At 54.2% G+C, this 20518-nt stretch carries 14 protein-coding genes; 8 read left to right on the forward strand and 6 right to left on the reverse strand.

What is annotated here, in order from left to right; all coding sequences use genetic code 11:
* Positions 1 to 47: 47 nt before the first annotated feature.
* Positions 48 to 257, reverse strand: a complete 210-nt coding sequence (locus tag JWZ98_RS18425) for a hypothetical protein (protein ID WP_033159049.1) — start codon at positions 255 to 257, stop codon at positions 48 to 50.
* Positions 258 to 617: 360 nt separating this feature from the next.
* On the opposite strand from JWZ98_RS18425, the gene JWZ98_RS18430 reads away from it, so the two are divergent.
* Genes JWZ98_RS18430 through waaC form a run of 3 tightly spaced genes read left to right on the forward strand, consistent with a single transcriptional unit; the run spans position 618 to position 3638 of the window.
* Positions 618 to 1544 (forward strand): branched-chain amino acid transaminase, encoded by a 927-nt coding sequence (locus tag JWZ98_RS18430; protein ID WP_205451298.1) that lies wholly within the window; start codon positions 618 to 620, stop codon positions 1542 to 1544.
* On the forward strand, positions 1545 to 2624 hold the full coding sequence (waaF, locus tag JWZ98_RS18435; protein ID WP_205451299.1) for a lipopolysaccharide heptosyltransferase II: 1080 nt from the start codon (positions 1545 to 1547) through the stop codon (positions 2622 to 2624).
* 3 nt (positions 2625 to 2627) lie between these two features.
* The gene (gene waaC, locus JWZ98_RS18440; RefSeq protein WP_205451300.1) at positions 2628 to 3638 is read left to right on the forward strand and encodes a lipopolysaccharide heptosyltransferase I; all 1011 of its coding nucleotides are present in this window, start codon (positions 2628 to 2630) and stop codon (positions 3636 to 3638) included.
* Between the two features lie 12 nt (positions 3639 to 3650).
* On the opposite strand, the gene JWZ98_RS18445 is transcribed toward waaC, so the two are convergent.
* Both JWZ98_RS18445 and JWZ98_RS18450 read right to left on the reverse strand, forming a co-directional pair.
* Positions 3651 to 4169, reverse strand: coding sequence for a DUF3391 domain-containing protein (locus JWZ98_RS18445; protein ID WP_205451301.1), 519 nt, complete (start codon positions 4167 to 4169; stop codon positions 3651 to 3653).
* Between the two features lie 46 nt (positions 4170 to 4215).
* Positions 4216 to 5439: an HD-GYP domain-containing protein gene (locus JWZ98_RS18450; protein ID WP_205451302.1), complete on the reverse strand. Its 1224-nt coding sequence runs from the start codon at positions 5437 to 5439 to the stop codon at positions 4216 to 4218.
* A gap of 693 nt (positions 5440 to 6132) precedes the next feature.
* Between JWZ98_RS18450 and JWZ98_RS18455 the strand changes: the two genes are divergently transcribed.
* From JWZ98_RS18455 to JWZ98_RS18475, 5 genes are all read left to right on the forward strand, one after another.
* Complete coding sequence (locus JWZ98_RS18455; protein ID WP_205451303.1) at positions 6133 to 7596, forward strand: hypothetical protein; 1464 nt, start codon at positions 6133 to 6135, stop codon at positions 7594 to 7596.
* Between the two features lie 62 nt (positions 7597 to 7658).
* Positions 7659 to 7934, forward strand: a complete 276-nt coding sequence (locus JWZ98_RS18460) for a cupin domain-containing protein (protein WP_205451304.1) — start codon at positions 7659 to 7661, stop codon at positions 7932 to 7934.
* A gap of 120 nt (positions 7935 to 8054) precedes the next feature.
* Positions 8055 to 9257, forward strand: a complete 1203-nt coding sequence (locus tag JWZ98_RS18465; RefSeq protein ID WP_205454492.1) for an MdtA/MuxA family multidrug efflux RND transporter periplasmic adaptor subunit — start codon at positions 8055 to 8057, stop codon at positions 9255 to 9257.
* 2 nt (positions 9258 to 9259) lie between these two features.
* A complete protein-coding gene (locus JWZ98_RS18470; RefSeq protein ID WP_205451305.1) occupies positions 9260 to 12382 on the forward strand; it encodes an MdtB/MuxB family multidrug efflux RND transporter permease subunit in 3123 nt (1040 codons plus the stop codon).
* Positions 12379 to 15453 carry a multidrug efflux RND transporter permease subunit gene (locus JWZ98_RS18475; protein WP_205451306.1) on the forward strand — a complete coding sequence of 1025 codons (3075 nt, stop codon included), beginning with the start codon at positions 12379 to 12381 and terminating at the stop codon, positions 15451 to 15453. The genes JWZ98_RS18470 and JWZ98_RS18475 overlap by 4 nt, the downstream gene beginning before the upstream one ends.
* On the opposite strand, the gene JWZ98_RS18480 is transcribed toward JWZ98_RS18475, so the two are convergent.
* From JWZ98_RS18480 to JWZ98_RS18490, 3 genes are all read right to left on the reverse strand, one after another.
* Positions 15440 to 18319 (reverse strand): EAL domain-containing protein, encoded by a 2880-nt coding sequence (locus JWZ98_RS18480; protein ID WP_205451307.1) that lies wholly within the window; start codon positions 18317 to 18319, stop codon positions 15440 to 15442. The two genes, JWZ98_RS18475 and JWZ98_RS18480, sit on opposite strands and share 14 nt — an antisense overlap.
* 15 nt (positions 18320 to 18334) lie before the next feature.
* Complete coding sequence (locus JWZ98_RS23455; RefSeq protein ID WP_205451308.1) at positions 18335 to 18811, reverse strand: prepilin-type N-terminal cleavage/methylation domain-containing protein; 477 nt, start codon at positions 18809 to 18811, stop codon at positions 18335 to 18337.
* 153 nt (positions 18812 to 18964) lie between these two features.
* On the reverse strand, positions 18965 to 20290 hold the full coding sequence (locus tag JWZ98_RS18490) for an HD-GYP domain-containing protein (protein WP_205451309.1): 1326 nt from the start codon (positions 20288 to 20290) through the stop codon (positions 18965 to 18967).
* Positions 20291 to 20518 lie beyond the last annotated feature (228 nt).

Here is a 20518-nt window from a genome sequence, read left to right on the forward strand (position 1 = left end):
AAAAGACGTCCTGGACGACGCTAGTCGTCCGGGTCGGCTACGCAACATTAAGCCACTATATTTCTGACGCATTGCCTGGCAAACACATTGATAGGCACGCTGCTGCTTAAATAGCGGTTGAACAATTCGTTAATCGTCAGCGGATTGAGGTATACATAAATGCCGCAACCGGTAATGGCGATAAACTGCCTGCTTAACGTTTCGATAAACACGATACGCAGGGTGCTAATTTCGTTGACTTCATTGCTTGTTTCCATGACGCTCTCCCGAATCTGCCGATTTGACTACTAAATGACCAGCATAAGTGACGCCAACTAACAAAAGCCTTTAAAAATCATAGCTGTAAGATTTTTCCAAATTTAGGCAACTTCTAAAAATTGACGCTGAGTTTAAGTTATCGCAAACAGCGCTTGCCGTCGGTAACCTATGCCACGTGGAATCAGTGAATTAATTCACCGGTGCCCACAATCCATCTTGGGCCTGCCAAACGCAGTCTCACGCCAAAATCAGGACTTCTGCGCAGCCGGTATTGCCGGAGAGCGCTTTATAGTACAATTTCCGTCACTTTTAAGCCGACGCGGCGCAGCAATAATCACTAAACAAAACAGGTTCAGATAATGGCAACGATGGATGATAGAGACGGGTTGATTTGGCTAGACGGCAAATGGGTTGACTGGCGCGATGCGAAAGTCCATGTCTTGACTCATACCCTGCATTACGGCTGCGGCGTATTCGAAGGTTTGCGCGCTTACAAAACCGATGCCGGCACCGCGATTTTCAAACTGGCCGAGCATACCGACCGTCTGTTCCGCTCTGCGCATATCATGAACATGAAAATGCCGTTCTCTAAAGAAGAGATTAATCAGGCGCACCGCGACGCCGTCGCCAAAAACAATCTGGACAGCGCTTATATCCGCAGCATGGTGTTCTTCGGCTCCGAAGGCATGGGCTTGCGCGCCGATAACCTGAAAGTCCACGTCATGGTCGCGGCCTGGACTTGGGGCGCCTATCTGGGCGCGGAAAACATGGAAAAAGGCATCCGCATCCGGACCTCGTCGTACACCCGCAACCACGTCAACAGCACCATGTGCAAAGCCAAGGCCAACGGCAACTACATCAATTCCATCTTGGCCCTGCAAGAAGCCTTGTCCACCGGTTACGACGAAGCCTTGCTGCTGGACCACGAAGGTTTTTGCGCGGAAGGCAGCGGCGAAAACTTGTTCATCGTCCGTAATGGCAAAATTTACACGCCGGAAACTACCTCAGCCTTAGAAGGCATCACCCGCGATACCCTGATCACCATCGCCCGCGAACAAGGTTACGAAGTGATCGAAAAACGCATCACCCGCGACGAAGTGTATGTGGCAGACGAAGCCTTCTTCACCGGTTCCGCCGCCGAAGTCACGCCAATCCGCCAATACGACAACCGCGACATCGGTTCCGGCAGCCGCGGCCCCATCACCGAAAAGCTGCAAGCCTTGTATTTCGACCACGTCCAAGGCCGTCGTGCCGACCATAAGGAATGGCTGACGCTCGTTTCCTAAGTGGCGGAGCAAGCTTATAAAATCCTGGTCGTCGGCCCGTCCTGGGTCGGCGACATGGTGATGGCACAAAGCCTGTTCATCACCCTTAAGCAACAACATCCCGACTGCCTGATCGACGTGCTGGCCCCGGCGTGGTCCTTACCTCTATTGGAGCGTATGCCGGAAGTGCACAAAGGCCTGACGATGCCGTTGGGCCACGGGCAGTTTGATTTGCGGGGGCGGATCCGCATAGGCCGGGAACTACAAAACCAGCATTACGATCAGGCGATTGTGCTGCCCAACTCGTGGAAATCGGCCGTTATCCCGTTCTTTGCGCATATCCCCAAACGCACCGGTTTTCTCGGCGAACTGCGCCGCGGCCTATTGAACGATGTGCGCACGTTGGATAAGACTGTACTGACCATGACCGTGCAACGTTTCGTGGCGCTGGGTTTACCGAAAGAGGCGCCGCAGCCACCAACTTACCCGGTTCCGAAGCTGGCGATCACAATCGAGCAACAATTAAGCGTCTGCAAAAAATTCGAGATCACCGGTGCGGATTTAATCGAAATCCCCCACCCCAGCGCTCTGCTTGAGGGTTCGGCTGAATTGCGCCCTGTTGTCAGCAAGATCCTGGCTCTGTGTCCCGGCGCGGAATACGGCCCGGCCAAGCGCTGGCCGAGTGAACATTACGCCGCCGTGGCTAGGCAAATGGAAGAACAAGGCTGGCAAGTCTGGTTATTCGGTTCCGACAAAGACAAAGCCGTTGCGGAACAAATCAATGACCTATCGGGCGGCATTTGCCGTAACTTCGCCGGCATTACCTCGCTGGCGGATGCGGTGGACTTGTTGTCCTTGGCTGACGCGGTCGTCAGCAACGATTCCGGCCTGATGCACGTCGCTGCGGCACTGGATAAAAAACTGATCGCAGTTTATGGCTCTTCCGACCCCGGCTTTACCCCGCCGCTACATCCCGAGGCGAAGATTCTGGATTTAAACCTGGATTGTTCGCCGTGCTTCAAGCGTGAGTGTCCGTTGGGCCATACTCGCTGCTTAACGGAAATTCGGCCGGAGCAGGTAATGGCGGCGTTGGAAGCCTGAGCGATGAAAATTGCCATCGTCAAATTGTCGGCTTTGGGCGACATCGTTCATGCGATGGCGGCCTTGCAATTCATCAAAGCCGCCTTACCGCTGGCGCAAATCGACTGGATAGTTGAAGAACGCTTCGTCGGCGTACTGGCCGACAATCCACATCTGGATAATATTTTGGGTGTGAATTTAAAAGCCCTGAAAACCGACAAATGGCGCGTTTTTGCCGAGATAAACAAAATACGTACTTATGCCGAGCAGGGTTACGACTTAGTGCTGGATGCCCAAGGTTTGATTAAGTCCGCAGTGGTCGCGCGCTTGCTGTCGGCCAATTGTGTGGGTTTCGATCAAGACTCGATCCGGGAAAAATGGGCGGCTTTGTTCTATAGCCGGCATGTCGCCTACCCTTACGACGCCAATACCATTGATCGCAATGTCGCCTTACTGACCCAGCCGCTGGGTCTGCATGTAACAACTGAGCAAATTCAGGCAAAGCAGCCGTTTTTGTTTTTTCAGCCGCCGCAAACGGCCTTGGATGAATATTTTCTAGCCGATCAACCCAACATCATTCTGGTCATCGGCTCGACTTGGCTCAGCCGTAACTACCCTTTAGAAAAATTTCTACAGGTCATCTTCGGCCTAGAAGCTAATTTTCTGATCAGTTGGGGCAACGAGAAAGAACACTGGATGGCGCAATGGCTGGCAGAACGCAGCCTGGCGCGGGTATTACCGCAATTAAGCCTGAATGATTTGAAAGCGGCGCTGGCCAGAGCCGATTTAGTGATCGGTAACGATACCGGACCGACGCATATGGCCTGGGGTTTAAACCGGCCGTCGATTACCTTGTTCGGGCCAACGCCGGTCAGTCGAATTTATCAAACGACCATCAATAAAGCCTTGAAGTCGCCTTCACCGGTCAATCCGTTCAAGCTGGATAAAAACGATTTTTCGATTGCCGAAATCGACCCGCGTGCTGTCATAGCCCTGAGTAACGAGCTATTCGGCAAAACCCAACAACGCGCCTGAGTAAATGGCCGGCTAAGTTTTTTCCAGTTCGACAAACATTTTCAGTAACTCGACAATCGGTTCGTCACTAGCCAACACCCTGATTATCTTGGTCTGATTTTGCCGCTCATCGGCCAGATCAAGCAGGCGCTCATGAAACAGCAGTTGTTTCTGCGGATTGGTGATCACCTTCACTAACGGTTGCAAGGGCGATTGTGAGTTTTCCTGGACCACCACCGCCAATTCATCGGTCTGCAATTCGACGATGCAATTCACTGGGTAAGCAGAATCGCTTTCCTCGGCGCAGCTGCGCATCTCCGCAGCCGCAGGGCTGGCGAAATCGATTATGTCGGTTTCAGCGGGCTTATCCACGTCGATACCTTTGCCGGTATCGATAGAAACGGTTTGGCAATACTCTTTTAAAGTATTAATTTGTTTATCGGATGAAATCAGAAATTTAGTTCGAAAGAAAGGTGTATCTATCCATTTCCGATCAGTGCCGCAAACAAACATGCCTTTTCTGAGCTGGTTAATATTAATTTTTTTAACCATGTTGAAAAAATAATATCCAAGGCATGTTATTTACAGAACTAAAACCTTAGCCAACTACCGCATATTCTTTCGTAAACTTGCCGTCTTGATAATACTTGGCTAAATCGACACCACAATCCTGCGGCCGTATCACCTGTTTGACACCATAGCGTTTACCGCTTGCATCGGCGATATTCAAGGACAAATCGAGTATCTTCTCTTCAATAGGGTTTTTATTGCCATCTTGAATCAACAATATTTTTGGCTTAAGCCTATCGGCCTTATTTTGCTCGACTATTAAGCCGATTTCACCACTACTTAATTCCACTAAATTGCCCTGCGGATAAAATCCGATGCAATTGATAAATTGCGTCACATAATTAGCTTCAAATTGCTGTCCCATCCCTTTTACCAAAATTCCCAACGCCATAAGATGCGGCTTACCACGCTGATACACCCGGTCGCTAGTGATGGCATCGTAGGTATCGACCACCGCTACCAGCTTGGTAAATATCGATAGCGTGGTTTTGTTCAAACCTCTGGGATAACCGGTACCGGCCAAATGTTCGTGATGATCGTAGGCAACGTCAACAGCGCCGGGATAGACATTACGGGCCGACATTAACACGTTGCGTCCGTAGAGCGTGTGCTTACGCATGATGTCCATTTCATAGTCTTCTAAAGAGCCGGGTTTATTAAGGATTTCCAGCGGCACTTTCATTTTACCGACATCGTGCATCAAGCCGCAAAAACCCACTTTATTCAGGTCTTCCATCGAAAAATTCAACTCCCGACCCAACAGAATAGACAATATGCAAACATTCATACTATGTTGCGCAGTATATTGATCCTGATCTTTAATTTGGGTCAGCAACAGCATCGTATCGGGGTTTTCCAATACCTTATCGACGCACTCGGAAACAGCTTGTTTAACCTCACTGACACTAAATTGATTCCCAAAACGAATATCGTCCATCACCGTTTTAATTAAATTACCGGTGCGTTGAAAGGTATTGGCGGTTTGGTTAAAAGATCGCGCAAAGCTCAGATGTTTACGCGCTTCGGTATTTCTGGTGGGAATCGCCCCGGAGAAGGATTTTTGGTATTTGACATCGATATAGACATAATCACAAATCGCCTGGATGGCTTGAATATCCGCATGACTTTCAATCACAATTCTATCCAATAAAAAAGGTGAATCCGCCGTTGGCGCTTCCAGACGGCTTACGCACATACCCACTCTCAGCTCATATACATGAATTCTGAGTATTCCATCCTCTTTATCTGCCATACCAATCCAATCGGGGATTTGTAGAAATCCAAAAATTTGAAAAATAGCCGCCAAAACGGCATCAAGGAAAATTGTGTCCGACAGGCCTCGGACGCCAGTTAGCCAGCATACCTAGTTCACCCGATCTTGTCCGAACAAAAAGCCCGCAAACCGGCGGCGGATCACAAATCCAATAGGCTTTTTAGTATAGGCGAAGCAGATTTTATCGTGGCCTAATATCTTGGATTTGAGTGACACGCCTACAACCGATTTGCTAATCGCTTTCGGTTCAAGTCACCGCCTTTGGCGCCTTCGATTATTGACCCGACATAACCTCAGACTGAAGCCCAGCCTTTATAGCCGTTGGCAAATTAAGAATTGCTTGATTTTTGTATTGGTTTAAACTGGCAGCTCGCCGATATTGACTGTTTAGGCACCAGAGCAGACCAGCCAGCGCGGATCTTGAGCTCTAAAGCCTGAAAATGGGCTATCAATTAAGTCTTGAGCAATCAAAATTCCCACTGAAGTTAGCAGTCAGTAGCGACAACAACAAAACCAGACAGTCGTTTAATCGCCCTTGACGGAAGCAGACTTGCACAGACTCGGTCCGGGCGTTAAAAATTTTCTCGGCAGGGATCGCTGAGAAAATTTTCCGCAAAGCGGATTACAACAAAAACTATAACCTGCGGACTTAGCGCCAGGGAGAGAATCGTGATGTTTCCTTATCGCCATGATTTCCAGATCGTCGGAGACGACTTTTACCGTTCCCATCCAACGCCTTGGCCACGCCGTTTACGGCGCCGGACCTTATTTTTGCTGGTACTTCTGCCCTTGCTGCTGATTACCGAAACCTATGTTTTTCTCCAGCCGGCGGTTTTTGAAAGCCAAGCCTTAGTATTGACGACCGCTGCAACCGACATTGATCAAACTCATGCAGAGGCGGATCTGGAGCATGTCAACATTCAAAAGCAGGTCTTGCTCGGACAACCGGTATTGGAAAAAACCACCGAGACGCTAAAACAGCAGGCTGGTATCGAGCATCCCAATATCAACCAGCTAAAAGAGCTGTTCCAGGTAAAACCGGTTGCGGACACCAATCTAGTGCAATTGGCGGCTGAAGGCAGTCATCCGCAATTCCTGCAAATGGCCTTAAATACCTGGATCAAAACCTACCAGCAAATTCGCGCGGAGTACATTGCCGAAATCACCGATAAAGCCAGTACCTCGATCAAATCGGAATTGACTCGCCTCGAACAACAAGTGCGCGACAAACGCCAGGACATTGAATCCTTCCGCTTGCAGCATGACATCCTCTCCCTGGAGAGCACCGATAACGAGGCCCACGCCCGCTTACAAGGTTTAAATAATTCCTTGAATGCCGCCTTGGAAGAAGAAGCGAAAGCCAAGGCCAAGCTGGACGCCATTCATGCCGCCGTCGCGGAAGGCAAAGCCGTGGTGCCGGAAGCCGATTCGCAAAGTCTGGCGGCGTTAACCCAGCAAGCCGAACGCCTGCGCGAACGCCTGGAAGCGCAAAGAAGCCAATACACCGACGAATACATCGAATTTCACCCCAGCTTACGCAATTTAAAAACCCAATTGGCCGAGCTGGATGAAAAAATTGCCAGTAAAGAACAAGCCGGCTCGAGCTATGCCACGCAAGAGGCCGAAAACGCCTACGGTGCAGCGCACCGCACCGTATTGACCATTCAAAAGCAAATGGCCGAGCATAAACAAAAAGCCGCCGAATACACCAATCAATTCGCCAAACACAAAGCCATGCAGGAAGAACTGGTTAAGTTGGAAGAATTATTGCAACAAACCAAACAACGTCTAGTGGAAATCGACGTCAAACAACGGCAAAGCAATCCGCAACTGGACGTCGTGGATTGGGCCTCGCTGCCCGATAAGCCGGTGAAACCCGATTACGGCCGGGACGCCGGCATCGCCGGCGCGGCCAGCCTGGCAATCGCGTTACTGGTTGTCTGGCTTAACGATTATTTGAACAAGGAGCCGACGCTGACCACGATAAATTCCGTCACCGAATTTCAAATCTACCAGCAAAGCGAACCCAAGTTGGAGAACAATGCCGACAACCTCACGGTCGGGACGGAACGGCGTAACAGGCTGCGCCGCGCGGACGATCTGAAGCAATTACCGGACGAAACCACCGATTCATAGCTGCGGCTCGGCAACAATGCTAAAATCCGCCGCTCGATCAACTTCATTCAAACAGGAAACCCATGAGCCAAATTACCGTTGAACATAACCCCAGCGAAGAACGTTTAAAAGAGCTGGGCGTATCGAGCTGGCCGATCTGGGAAAAAGAAATTTCCAAATTCACCATCGATTTCGACGAAACCGAAACCGCTTATGTGTTGGAAGGCGAAATCATCGTCACTCCAGTGGGCGGCGAGCCGGTGCGGATTTTACCGGGCGACCTGGTGATATTTCATGAAGGCCTGGACAGCCATTGGGAAGTGGTCAAGCCTTTGCGCAAACACTACCATTACGATTGATCGTCACGACAGCGGCAGACAATCCGAAAAAGGCATCTTCAAGATGCCTTTTTTAGTTGTGCCGCTAGACTCGGCTAGCCGGCATGACGCCGGCACCCACTTATTGTTATTCGCATGGCTATGAACCAGGATCAGGATTTTTCCGCATTAAAGCCGAGGTCGCGCTGGCACTGGGCGACCATTCTCCTATTAACTGTCGCGGCGGGCGGCTATTATTTGCACCATGCCGGCCAGCATCCGCGGGAAAACCAGGATGCGCACGCCAATCCCAACGAAAACATTCCCATCAGCGTCGCAGTCGCCTCAAGCTGGCAAGGCGATTTGCCGATTTACCTAAACGGCTTGGGCACCGTCACCCCACTGCACACCGTGACAGTGCGCTCGCGCGTCGATGGCGAACTGATCCGGGTAGCGTTTACCGAGGGCCAAGCGGTTAAACAAGGCGAACTGCTCGCCGAAATCGATCCCCGACCTTATCAAGTGGCCGTGCAACAAGCCGAAGGCCAATTGCTGCGCGACGAAGCGCTGCTAAAAAACGCCGAAATCGACCAAGCCCGCTATCAAACCTTGCTGGAGCAAGACTCCATCGCCGCCCAGCAAACCGCCACCCAAGCCGCGCTGGTCAAGCAATATCGCGGCAGCGTCGAAATCGACCGCGCCCAACTCGACAATGCCAAACTGCAACTCAGTTATTCCCGCATCACCGCGCCGGTATCCGGCCGCATCGGTTTGCGGCTGGTGGATCAAGGCAACATGGTCCGCGCCAGCGACGTCAGTGGACTGGCGGTCATCACCCAAATTCAGCCGATCTCGGTGGTGTTCACGCTGCCGGAAGATGTGATACCCGAGGTGATGCGGCGCTGGCGTTCCGGCGAGACGCTGGTCATTGACGCCTACGACCGGGCCGGCCGGCAAAAACTGGCCAGCGGCAAGCTGCTGGCGGTGGACAACCAGATCGACGCCAGCACCGGCACGCTGAAATTAAAAGCCCAATTTGCTAACGAGGACCGCACCCTGTTCGCCAACCAGTTCGTCAATATCAAAATGCGTCTGGACACCTTGCGTGCCGCCACCTTAGTCCCTAGCTCCGCCATTCAGCACGGGGCCAATGGCGCATTCGTGTACGTGGTGAAGGACGACAACACCATCAGCGTAAAGCGGATAAAAGCCGGACCGGCTGACGGCGAAACGGTCGCGATTCCGGAAGGTCTGGGCGTGAACGAAAAGCTGGTGATCGATGGCGCCGACAAACTGCGCGAAGGCAGCCAAGTCAAGGTAATCGATAAAACCCAACCCACCGCCTCCGGCAAAACCGCCAACTAAACATGGCCGCCGCGCAAAACCCGCTTCCCGGCTTTAACCCGTCGCGACACTTTATCCTGCGTCCGGTCGCCACCTCCTTGCTGATGCTGGCCCTGCTGCTGGCCGGGGTTTTGACTTACCGCTTATTGCCGATCTCGGCGCTGCCGCAAGTCGATTACCCGACCATTCAAGTCACCACGCTCTATCCCGGCGCCAGCCCGGAAGTCACAACCTCGGCGATTACCGCGCCGCTGGAACGCCAGTTCGGGCAGATGCCCGGCCTGCGGCAAATGTCCTCGACCAGTTCCGGCGGCGCGTCCGTGGTGACGCTGCAATTCGATCTGGCATTGGATCTGGACATTGCCGAACAAACCGTGCAAGCCGCCATCAACGCCGCCAACAATTTCCTGCCCAAAGACCTGCCGCTGCCGCCGATTTACAACAAGGTCAACCCGGCTGACACACCGATTTTGACCTTAGCGATCACCTCATCCAGCCTGGCCTTGCCTAAAGTCCAGGATTTGGTCGACACCCGCTTGGCGCAGAAAATCGCCCAATTGCCCGGCGTCGGCTTGGTCAGCATCAGCGGCGGCCAACGGCCGGCAGTCAGAATCCAGGCCAACCACCAAGCGCTGGCCGCCTATGGCCTGAGCCTGGAAGACCTGCGCAACGCCATCGCAGCCGCCAATGTCAACCAACCCAAAGGCATGTTCGACGGCCCGCAGCGCTCGGCCATCATCGACAACAACGACCAACTGCGCTCGGCGGCTGAGTACCGCGACTTGGTGGTGGCCTATCGCAACGGCGCGCCGGTGCGGCTATCCGCGGTCGCCGACGCGGTCGACGCCGCCGAAAACGTCAAACTGGCGGCCTGGGCCAACGACAAAGCCGCCGTCATCGTCAATATCCAACGCCAACCCGGCGCCAATGTCATTGAAGTGGTGGATCGCATCAATAAGTTGCTGCCGCAACTGCGGGCGACCTTGCCGGCCGCGGTCGAAGTGCTGCCCTTGACCGACCGCACCGTCACTATCCGCGCCTCGGTACACGATGTGCAATTCGAGTTGCTGCTGGCCGTGGCACTGGTGGTGATGGTGATTTTTCTGTTTCTGCGCAATCTACCGGCCACCTTGATCCCGGCGGTCGCGGTGCCGCTGTCCTTGGTCGGCACCTTTGGGGTGATGCACCTGGCCGGCTTTAGTATCAATAATCTGACCTTGATGGCGCTGACCATCGCCAGCGGCTTTGTGGTGGACGACGCCATCGTCGTCATCGAAAACATCTCCCGCTACCGCGAACGCGGCGAGTCGCCCTTGCAAGCAGCCTTGAAAGGCTCGGAACAAATCGGCTTTACCATCATCTCCTTGACCATCTCGCTGGTGGCAGTGCTGATTCCGCTGCTGTTCATGGGCGACGTGGTGGGCCGACTGTTTCGCGAATTTGCCATCACCTTGGCGGTGGCGATTCTGATCTCGGCGGTGGTGTCGCTGACCTTGACACCTATGATGTGCGCTAGGCTGCTAAGGGCCAGCACAGCCGGCCATGACTCACACGCCGGCTTGCTCGACAAAGTCATCGCCGCTTACGGCCGCAGCCTGGAATGGGTGCTTAAGCGCCAAGGCCTGACGCTACTGGTGGCTATCGCCACGCTGGCGTTGACCGTGTTGTTATACGCAGCCATGCCCAAAGGCCTGTTCCCAATCCAGGACACCGGCCTGATTCAAGGCATTACCGAGGCGCCGCCCAGCATTTCCTTCGCGGCGATGGCCGAACGCCAGCAAGCCATGGCCAGACAGATCCTGGCCGATCCGGCCGTGGCCAGCCTGTCGTCGTTTATAGGCGTGGACGGCAGTAATCCGACCTTGAACAGCGGCCGCTTTTTAATCAACCTGAAGCCGCAAGCCCAACGCGACAAGGCCAGCACAGTGATCGAACGCTTGCGGCCACGCCTAGCCGACGTGCCTGGCATCTCTGTCTATCTGCAACCGGTGCAGGACATGACCTTGGAAAACCGGGTCAGCCGCACCCAGTTTCAATTCAGCTTGCAGACCGTGGATTTATCCGAATTGAACCGCTGGAGCCAACGCCTGGTTGAGCGCATGCGCGCCCTGCCCGCTATCGCCGATGCCGCCAGCGACGTGCAGGACCAAGGCCTGCAAGCCTATATCGAAATCGATCGAGCCAGCGCCAGCCGGCTAGGCGTCAGCACCGCCGACATCGATAACGCTTTATACAATGCCTACGGCCAGCGCCTGGTCTCGACCATTTTCACCCAGTCCAATCAGTACCGGGTAGTGTTGGAAGTAGACCCCAAGCAGCAGAGCGGCCCGGAAGGCTTGCAGCAACTGCGGATTCCTTCCAGCAATGGCAGCCAAGTGCCGCTGTCGGCCCTGGCTAGTATTTCCGAACGGCAAACCGCGCTGGCTATCAACCATCTGGATCAGTTTCCCTCCGCGACCATTTCCTTCAACCTGCCCGCCGGCGCCGCCTTGGGCGACGCCATTCAAGCCATCGAGCAGGCCAAGCAGGACATCGGTTTACCTTTAGCGGTGCAAAGCGATTATCAGGGCGCGGCCTTGGCGTTTAACGCCTCGCTCGGCGGCACGCTGTGGCTGATCCTGGCCGCCATCGTCACGGTGTATATCGTGCTCGGCGTGCTCTACGAGAGTTATATTCATCCCATCACCATCCTGTCCACGCTGCCCTCGGCCGGGGTCGGCGCGCTGCTGGCCTTGCAGTTGTCCGGCCACGATTTGGGCATCATCGCGGTGATCGGCATCGTGCTGCTGATCGGCATCGTCAAAAAGAACGCGATCATGATGATAGACTTTGCACTTGAAGCCGAGCGCAAGCAAGGCCTGCCGCCGCGCGAGGCGATTTTCCAAGCCTGCCTGCTACGCTTTAGGCCGATTCTGATGACCACGCTGGCGGCATTGTTGGGCGCCCTGCCGTTGATGTTGGGCAGCGGCGTTGGCTCGGAATTACGCCATCCCTTAGGCATCAGTATGGTCGGCGGTTTATTGCTCAGCCAATTGCTGACCTTGTACACCACACCGGTGATTTACTTGAGCCTGGACCGGCTGGCCCGAAGCTTGCGCGGCGCGGCCGAATCGCCTTTAGCCGACAGCGGCGACCGCCAGCCGTGAACATATCGGCGCTGTTCATCTACCGCCCGGTTGCTACCACGCTGCTGACGCTCGGTGTGGCATTGGCCGGCATCATAGCCTTCCTGCAACTGCCGGTCGCCCCCTTGCCGCAAGTGGACTTCCCGACTATTTCCGTGTCCGCCAACCTGCCCGGCGCCAGTCCGGAGACCATGGCCGCCACGGTCGCCACGCCGCTGGAACGGGCGTTGGGCCGTATCGCCGGCATCAGCGAAATGACCTCGGCCAGTTCGCTGGGTTCGACTCGGATCACCTTGCAGTTTGATTTAAATCGCGACATCGACGGCGCGGCCCGCGACGTGCAAGCCGCGATCAACGCCGCCAGCAGTTTGCTGCCCAGTAATCTGCCCAATCGGCCCAACTACCGCAAAGTCAATCCGGCCGATTCACCGATTCTGATTCTGGCGCTCACCTCCACCAGCCTCAGCCGCGGTCAAATGTACGACGCCGCGTCAACGATATTGGCACAGAAAATCAGCCAGTTGCCCGGCATCGGCCAGGTCAATGTCGGCGGCAGTTCCCTGCCGGCTGTCCGGGTGGAACTGAATCCCGGCGCGTTAGCACAATACGGCATCGGCCTGGATCAGGTCGCCCAAGCCATCAACGCCAGTAACGCCAATCGCCCCAAAGGCGCGCTGGAACACGGCGAGAGGCATTGGCAAATTCACGCCAACGATCAAGCCGAACACGCCGCCGATTACCTGCCCTTGATCGTCGCTTACCGCAACGGTGCGCCGGTGCGCATCGCCGATCTGGGGACCGCGGTGGATTCGGTGGAAGACTTGCGCAGTACCGGCCTGAAGAACGGCCAGCCAGCAGTGTTATTGATCATCAATAAACAACCCGGCGCCAATATTATCGACACCGTCGAACACGTCAAAGCCATGCTGCCGCAATTGCGCGCGCTGACGCCGGCGGCGATGGAATTATCGATAGTCTCGGACCGTTCGCAAACCATCCGCGCCTCGGTTGATGAAGTCGAGCGCAGCCTGTTGATCGCGGTGGTGCTGGTAATCCTGGTGGTGTTGCTGTTTCTGCGCCGGCTACGCTCCACGCTGATTCCGGTCGTCGCGGTGCCGGTATCGCTGATCGGCGCCTGCGCGGTGATGTATTTGTGCGATTACAGCCTGGACAATCTGTCGCTGATGGCTTTGACCATCGCCACCGGCTTTGTCGTGGATGACGCCATCGTGGTCTTGGAAAACACCAGCCGGCATATCGAAAACGGCGTGCCGCCGTTCCAGGCCGCGCTGCGCGGAGCCGGCGAGGTTGGCTTCACCGTGTTAGCGATGAGTTTGTCGCTGATCGCCGTCTTCACGCCGATATTATTGATGGGCGGCATTGTCGGCCGGCTGTTTCGGGAATTTGCCGTGACGCTGTCGGCGGCGGTGCTGGTGTCGCTGGTAGTGTCCTTGACCGTGACGCCGATGCTCTGCGCGCGCTGGCTGGAACCGGCGGAAAATCATACCCCCGGCAAGCTGTCAGCTTGGCTGGAGGCCCAATTCCAGCGCCTGCAAAACGGCTACCGCCGCAGTTTGAGTTGGGCGCTGCACCATCCCAAATTGATGCTGGCGGTATTGCTGGCTTGTATCGGCTTGAACGTGTACTTGTACATCATCGTGCCGAAAGGGTTTTTCCCGGTGCAGGACAACGGCCGGCTCAGCGGTACCATCCAGGCCGATCAAAGCATTTCCTTCCAGGCCATGCAAAGCAAACTACATGATTTTGTCGACATCCTGCGGCAAGATCCGGCAGTCACCAATGTGGTGGGCTTTGCCGGCGGCATGCAAAACACCAACTCTGGCCTGATGTTTGCAGTGCTCAAACCGCCCGAACAGCGTGACGCGCCGATGGCTGAAATCAGCCGGCGCATGCGGGAAAAACTGGCCGACGAACCCGGCGCCAACCTGTTTTTGCAGCCGGTGCAGGATTTACGCATCGGCGGCCGCGGCTCGGCGGCGCTGTACGAGTTTGCCTTGCAATCCGAAGACTTGAACCTGTTGCGCGAATGGACCCCAAAAATCGTCGCGGCGTTGCGCAAGCGGCCGGAACTGACCGATGTCAACACCAACCAGCAAGACAAGGGCCGGCAAATATCGCTGGTGGTGGATAGAGACAAAGCCGCCAGTTTGGGCGTCAGTCAGGCGGCTATCGATACCGCCTTGAACAATGCGTTTGGGCAACGCCAAGTGTCGGTGATCTATAAACCGTTGAACCAATACCGGGTGGTGCTGGAACTGGCACCGGAATACTGGCAAAACCCGCGCACCTTGCAACAGCTTTACGTCAGTTCCAGCAGCGGCACCCAAATTCCGCTGGCCACGCTGGCCAACTTCCAGACCAGCAATGCGCCGCTGACCGTCAACCATCAAGGCCAGTTTGCCGCCGCCACCATATCCTTTAACTTGCTGCCCGGCACCTCGCTGTCGACAGCCACCCAATTCATCGAACAAACCCTGCGCGACCTGGGTACACCGGCGGCGGTGCGCGGCAGTTTCCAGGGCTCGGCCAAGGCTTTTCAGGAGTCGCTGCGCAACCAACCCTGGCTGATCGCCGCGGCACTGCTGAGTATTTACATCGTGCTGGGCATGCTCTACGAAAGCTATATTCACCCGTTGACGATACTGTCCACCCTGCCCTCGGCCGGGGTCGGCGCTTTGCTGGCCTTGCTGGCTTGCGATACCGAGTTCAGCATCATCGCCTTGATCGGCGTGATTTTGCTGATCGGCATTGTGAAGAAGAACGCGATCATGATGATCGATTTTGCCTTGGACGCCGAACGCCACAAAGGGCTGAGCGCCGAGGAAGCCATCTTTCAAGCCTGTTTATTGCGCTTTAGGCCGATCATGATGACCACGCTGGCGGCAATGCTGGGTGCGCTGCCGCTGGCTTTGGGTTCGGGTTACGGCGCGGAACTGCGCCAGCCCTTGGGGATTTCCATTGTCGGCGGTTTGATTTTCAGTCAATTGCTGACCTTGTATACCACGCCGGTGGTGTATCTGTATCTGGAGGGCGTCAGTGCCTGGGGCCGCCGCTGGTTTAACTGGAACTAATCGCCGGCAGTTCTGCGCCACGCTTGGCAGCGTCGGCCTGCAACAAACTTAAAAATTCGTCGCTAGGCACCGGCCGGCTGAATAAATAGCCTTGAAATAAGCCACAGTGATGTTGTTTCAATAGTTCTAGTTGCGCTGCGGTTTCGACGCCCTCGGCGATAGTTTCCATACCCAAGCCGTCGGCAAGTGCCAGAATGGCGCGGACGATAGCCGCGCTACTGTCGTCGCTTTCCAGCTGCCGGACAAACGATTGATCGATTTTCAGCACATCCAGCGGCAATTCTTTTAGATAGGACAGCGAGGAAAAACCGGTCCCGAAGTCGTCCATGGATAGGGTCAGTCCCAACGCTTTTAAATGATGCATGCGTTCGATGCAGGTCTTGATGTTGCCGATAGCCACCGATTCGGTGAGTTCCAATTCGATAAATTTGGGATCGGTGCCGGTTTTGCTCAACACCGCCGCGATTTTCTCGACTAAATCCGGATGTTTAAAATCGACTGCAGAAAGATTGACAGAAATCCGCAAGGGCCCCAGGCCTTGGGCATGGCAAGCGTTTACCCATAAACAGGTTTGCTCCAACACCCAATCGCTGATCTCCACGATTAAACTGGTCTGTTCGGCCAAGGGAATGAATTTGGCCGGCGAAATCATGCCCAGCTCGGTGTGCCGCCAGCGGATCAAGGCTTCGGCGCCGACAATACGGCCATCCCAATCCACCTTGGGCTGGTAGAACACCAATAGCTCGTTTCTGCCGATCGCGCCGCGCAGTTCTTGCTCCAGCTTGATATTTTCCAATGCCGCCGCATTCAGCTCCGGCGAGTAAAACCGGAAATTGGCGCGCCCCTCGCTCTTGGCGTGGTACATGGCGGCATCGGCGTTCTTCAGTAAATCCGGCACGTTGTCGGCATCGTCGGGAAACAATGCAATCCCGATACTGGTCGTCACGGTCATGGGCAATCCGGCCACCGTCACGGGTTGCTTCAGCGCAGCCAGAACTTTCTCGGCAACCGCGCTGACGAAGGCCGCCGGGTTATGCTGAGTATGCAATTCACCGATCACGATGACGAACTCGTCACCGCCCAGTCTGACAACCAGATCGGTCGCTCTGACGCAATTCAGAAAAATCCGCGCCGCTTGCCGCAGCAATTCGTCGCCGGCCGCGTGTCCCAGGGAGTCGTTGACGTTTTTGAAGCGATCCAAGTCCATAAAAAACACGGCCAGCTGCGCGTCATCGCGCCGGGCCCGCGCGATTTCCTGCCCCAGCCTGTCATGCAGTACCAAGCGATTGGGCAAGCCGGTCAGGGAATCGTAATGGGCGTGCTGGTATAGCTTCTCTTCCCAGGCGGCATTGGACAACGCGACGGCGATACGGTCGCCAAAGTTGATGGCCGCGTTGCGCGATTCCGGCGGAATCTGTTTCGGCGCTTGATAACCCAAGCAAATCAGCGAAGCCAGTGCGCCGTTAACATGAACGGGAACCAGCAAATAGCGCCATACGCCGGCCACGCCGAGCACCTGCAAATACTCGGACATCCGCTCGTCATTGTTAGCAATCTCCAGGGCGCCATTGTGCATGGTGCGCAAATCCGCTACATCCTGTTGGCTCAGAATCACCGGTTCGGCTAATATTTCGGCATCGCGCCCGCTACGCCGAACCCGAATCTCGTCGGCGATACCGGTATCGGGATTGACCGCGGCGATGGAAATCAAATCGCAAAACAATATGCTGGGCAAGCGATTCAACGCCGTGTCGATAATGTCTTCGGCATTTAAGGCGGAGAGAATATGACGGTCGATTTCCGCCATGGTGGCGAGAATATCGAACTGGCTGCGCAGGCGGCGCGTCATTTCGTTGAACGAATCCGCCAACTCTTCAAATTCGTCATGGCTATCAATATCTACTCGACATTCCAGATTGCCGTCGGCAACCCGTTGAGTGCCTATTTTTAAGCGTTCGAGCGGCGTAAGATATTTAGCAATCAACCTACTGCTTAAATACACGACAATCAGCGCGGCCAGCAGAATCACCGGTGGGTAAATCGCGCTAAATTGCCGAATTGCCGCAAACGCCAACGATTCAGGCAGGCTTTGCACGACAATCAGGTCCGGACCGAAAAATAGCGTGGCGACCGGCAGCTTCCAATACGCGCCGAGGTAGGCTTCGCCGTCCCTTTGCCACGAGAAGCGGCCGCTATTGGCTTGCGCGACTTGCGCCCTGAGCTCCGGAGACGGATCGAAATCTTGCTCCAGCGCGAACAATATCTGTAGCGAATCGGCAGCCATCACCCACAGCAGATTGTTGGGATCGATAGTTTCGGAATTCCATAACAAGTCCGGTTTCAATTCGGCCATCAGGATGCCGGCTTTCGGTGAGTTTTCGACCAGATTGATGGCCATCCACAAACGATTGTCTTCAAGCCGCTGGCCACTCACCGGTTTAATCAACGTTTTCCCTATCACAATCTGCGCTAGCTCTTCCGCCGCCAGCGTCGGTATTGCCGTGTTGTCTCGGGATAATGTGGATGGTTGACCATCGGTACTCAGTACTGCCAACCCGGTGAACTGGCCTTGCAGCCATTGTTCGCTGGCCAGCGCCACAGGTTTATCGTCCTTGTTGGATTTATGAATTTTCAAGGCCGCCAGCCGCAGAGAATTTTCGGCAAACAACAAACGGCTGACCAGTCCGTAGGCGTAATCCTTACAGCCTCTCTGCAATGCCTTGGCAGTCTGTGCTTGCAACTGCTGCTTCACTTGCTGGAATGACAGGACGCCCAATATAGCGATTGGGATCAACGCGGCCAACACGAAAGAAAACAGAATGCGGCGGGCAACCTTGCTATGGCTAAAAGACAGCTTGCGCTCCATTGCTAAGGGGTTCTCTCAGAAATCCGCCGCCAAACCGACGAAACCGCCATCTCGGGCCAGGATAATATCGTCCAGACTGTCCTTCTGGCTGATCTGTTTCTTGGTGACGCCATTCTTACCCAGGCTATACAAATCGTATTTGGTGTTGATGGGGTTAAGCGCATGATCTTTTCGGACTGAGCCCATGGTCCCTGGCCCCCCCTCTATGATATTGAGATAGACATAGTCTCTACCCCAGGGGTCCTTGCCGTTGTTGGGCAGAGCCGAGGTAATGTCGCTAAGCGCATTCGGGTAATGAAATTCGCGGGTGTAATACCGTTCTAATTCAGTTTGTATGGCTAACAGGTAGCTAATGGCAAGGTCGTTCTTACTTTTATCTATGTACCCGTTGTAGGCAGGTATGGCAATGGCGGTCAACACTGCCATGATGGCGACCGCCAACATCATTTCTATCAGCGTAAATCCGTTTCCGATCAGGTTTTTTCTGTACATTGAATTCCAAGACGCCAGAAGAAGATTTGTAGCCATGGCTTGGCAAGCCGCGACAATCAAGACGATTTAGCCCACCAACAAACTGTGACGAGCCCATCATCAGGTTCCTCATTCTAGCAGAATTGCTCTAAACGTCCGGTTTTGTAACGTACCCTAGCGTTTGTCATTAGCAAATCCCTTTTGCAACACGCCCTGTTGATAATATTTTTTGATGTCGATGTTGTAATCCTGAGCTTTGACTATGCCTTTGATAGTTAGCACCTTGCCGTGTTCGTCCAGCAGCATATCCGCAAGATTGACGATTCTTTCCGGAATCCGCTGTTTCTGGGCATCAAGCAACATGATGACTTTGGGTCGCAGCTTCTGCAATTCGTTGACTTCCACCACAATTGCGATGTACCCGTTGGTCATCATGACAATGCTGCCGGGCGGATAAACGCCGAGACATTCGATAAATTTGATCACCAAACGCTCGTCCAGTTGAGATCCGGCCATATTGGCCAGGATATTGGTCGCTTCCAGATGAGTCCGCCCCTTCTGATACACCCTGTCGCTGGTGATGGCATCGTACATGTCAACGATGGTCACCATTCTAGTAAATAGCGAAATACCTCTTTCGCCGATACGCCGGGGATAACCTTTGCCGTCCAAGGTTTCATGGTGAGAATAGGCCGTGTCTATCGCCCCTGGATACATTTGATCGCTGGATTTGAGCAGTTCGTAGCCCAGAGCGGCATGCGAGCGCATAATCGCCAGCTCCTCAGGTTCCAACTTACCGGGCTTATTCAGAATATCCAAAGGCACCAACATTTTACCCATGTCGTGCATCATCCCGCACAAGCCGACATTGTTGAGGTTGGCTACGGAAAAGTTCAGGTAGCGGCCCAACACAATGGCTAAGGCGCAAACGTTCAAGCTATGTTGTGCGGTGTATTTGTCTTTGTTCTTGAGCTGGTTCAGCCACAAAAAAGCATCCGGCGAATGCAAAATACTGTTCACGCATTGCGCGACCGCTTCTTTGGCGGCTTGAGTGTCTATGCCTTCGCCATTGGCGATGCGCTCCATAAAGTTGGATACCAACTGACCCACTTCTTTATGAACATGTTCGGCACGTGCAAACTCTTTTTCGAAAACGCTTAGCTTTGGCGGCGGCGGCGCACCAAAATCAATATTGCTCTCGCTGAGCAAACTGTCTTGAGTGGTTTTAGCTTGAACCGGGCGTTTTCTTTTGCGGGTGGCGTCGATATAGACGTACTGGCAAACATCTTTTACCGCGCGAATATCGGCTTCCGTTTCCAGTTCAAACCCTTGAAATAAGAACGGGCTCTCCAACCAAGGCCGGTCCAGTTCGATGACATACATGCCGACGGTCAACTGGCTAACCGGCGTGTAGATGCGCTGATTGACATCGAAGGAATCATCCTTCTTCGCCTGATTTTTCAGCTTGCGGCGAAAAGGCCACCAATTCTTAAAGAACATACAAAGACAATATCATTATTAAATTCGAGAAATACCGCATGAGTAACTAAAAAATGTGGCTGCAAACCGCCACCTACAGGTCCCGTGATAAAACCGGATATACGCCTGCTTATGCCCGCGGCCCAAGATTGGCATCAATTATAGAGTGTGTAGGCGATTATTCACCGAAGTCGTCCGGGCAAAGCAGCAAACTCCCGTTATCGGCAAGCCAAATCAAGACACAGCGTG

Source organism: Methylomonas sp. EFPC1 (assembly GCF_016925515.1).
Classification (GTDB): domain Bacteria; phylum Pseudomonadota; class Gammaproteobacteria; order Methylococcales; family Methylomonadaceae; genus Methylomonas; species Methylomonas defluvii.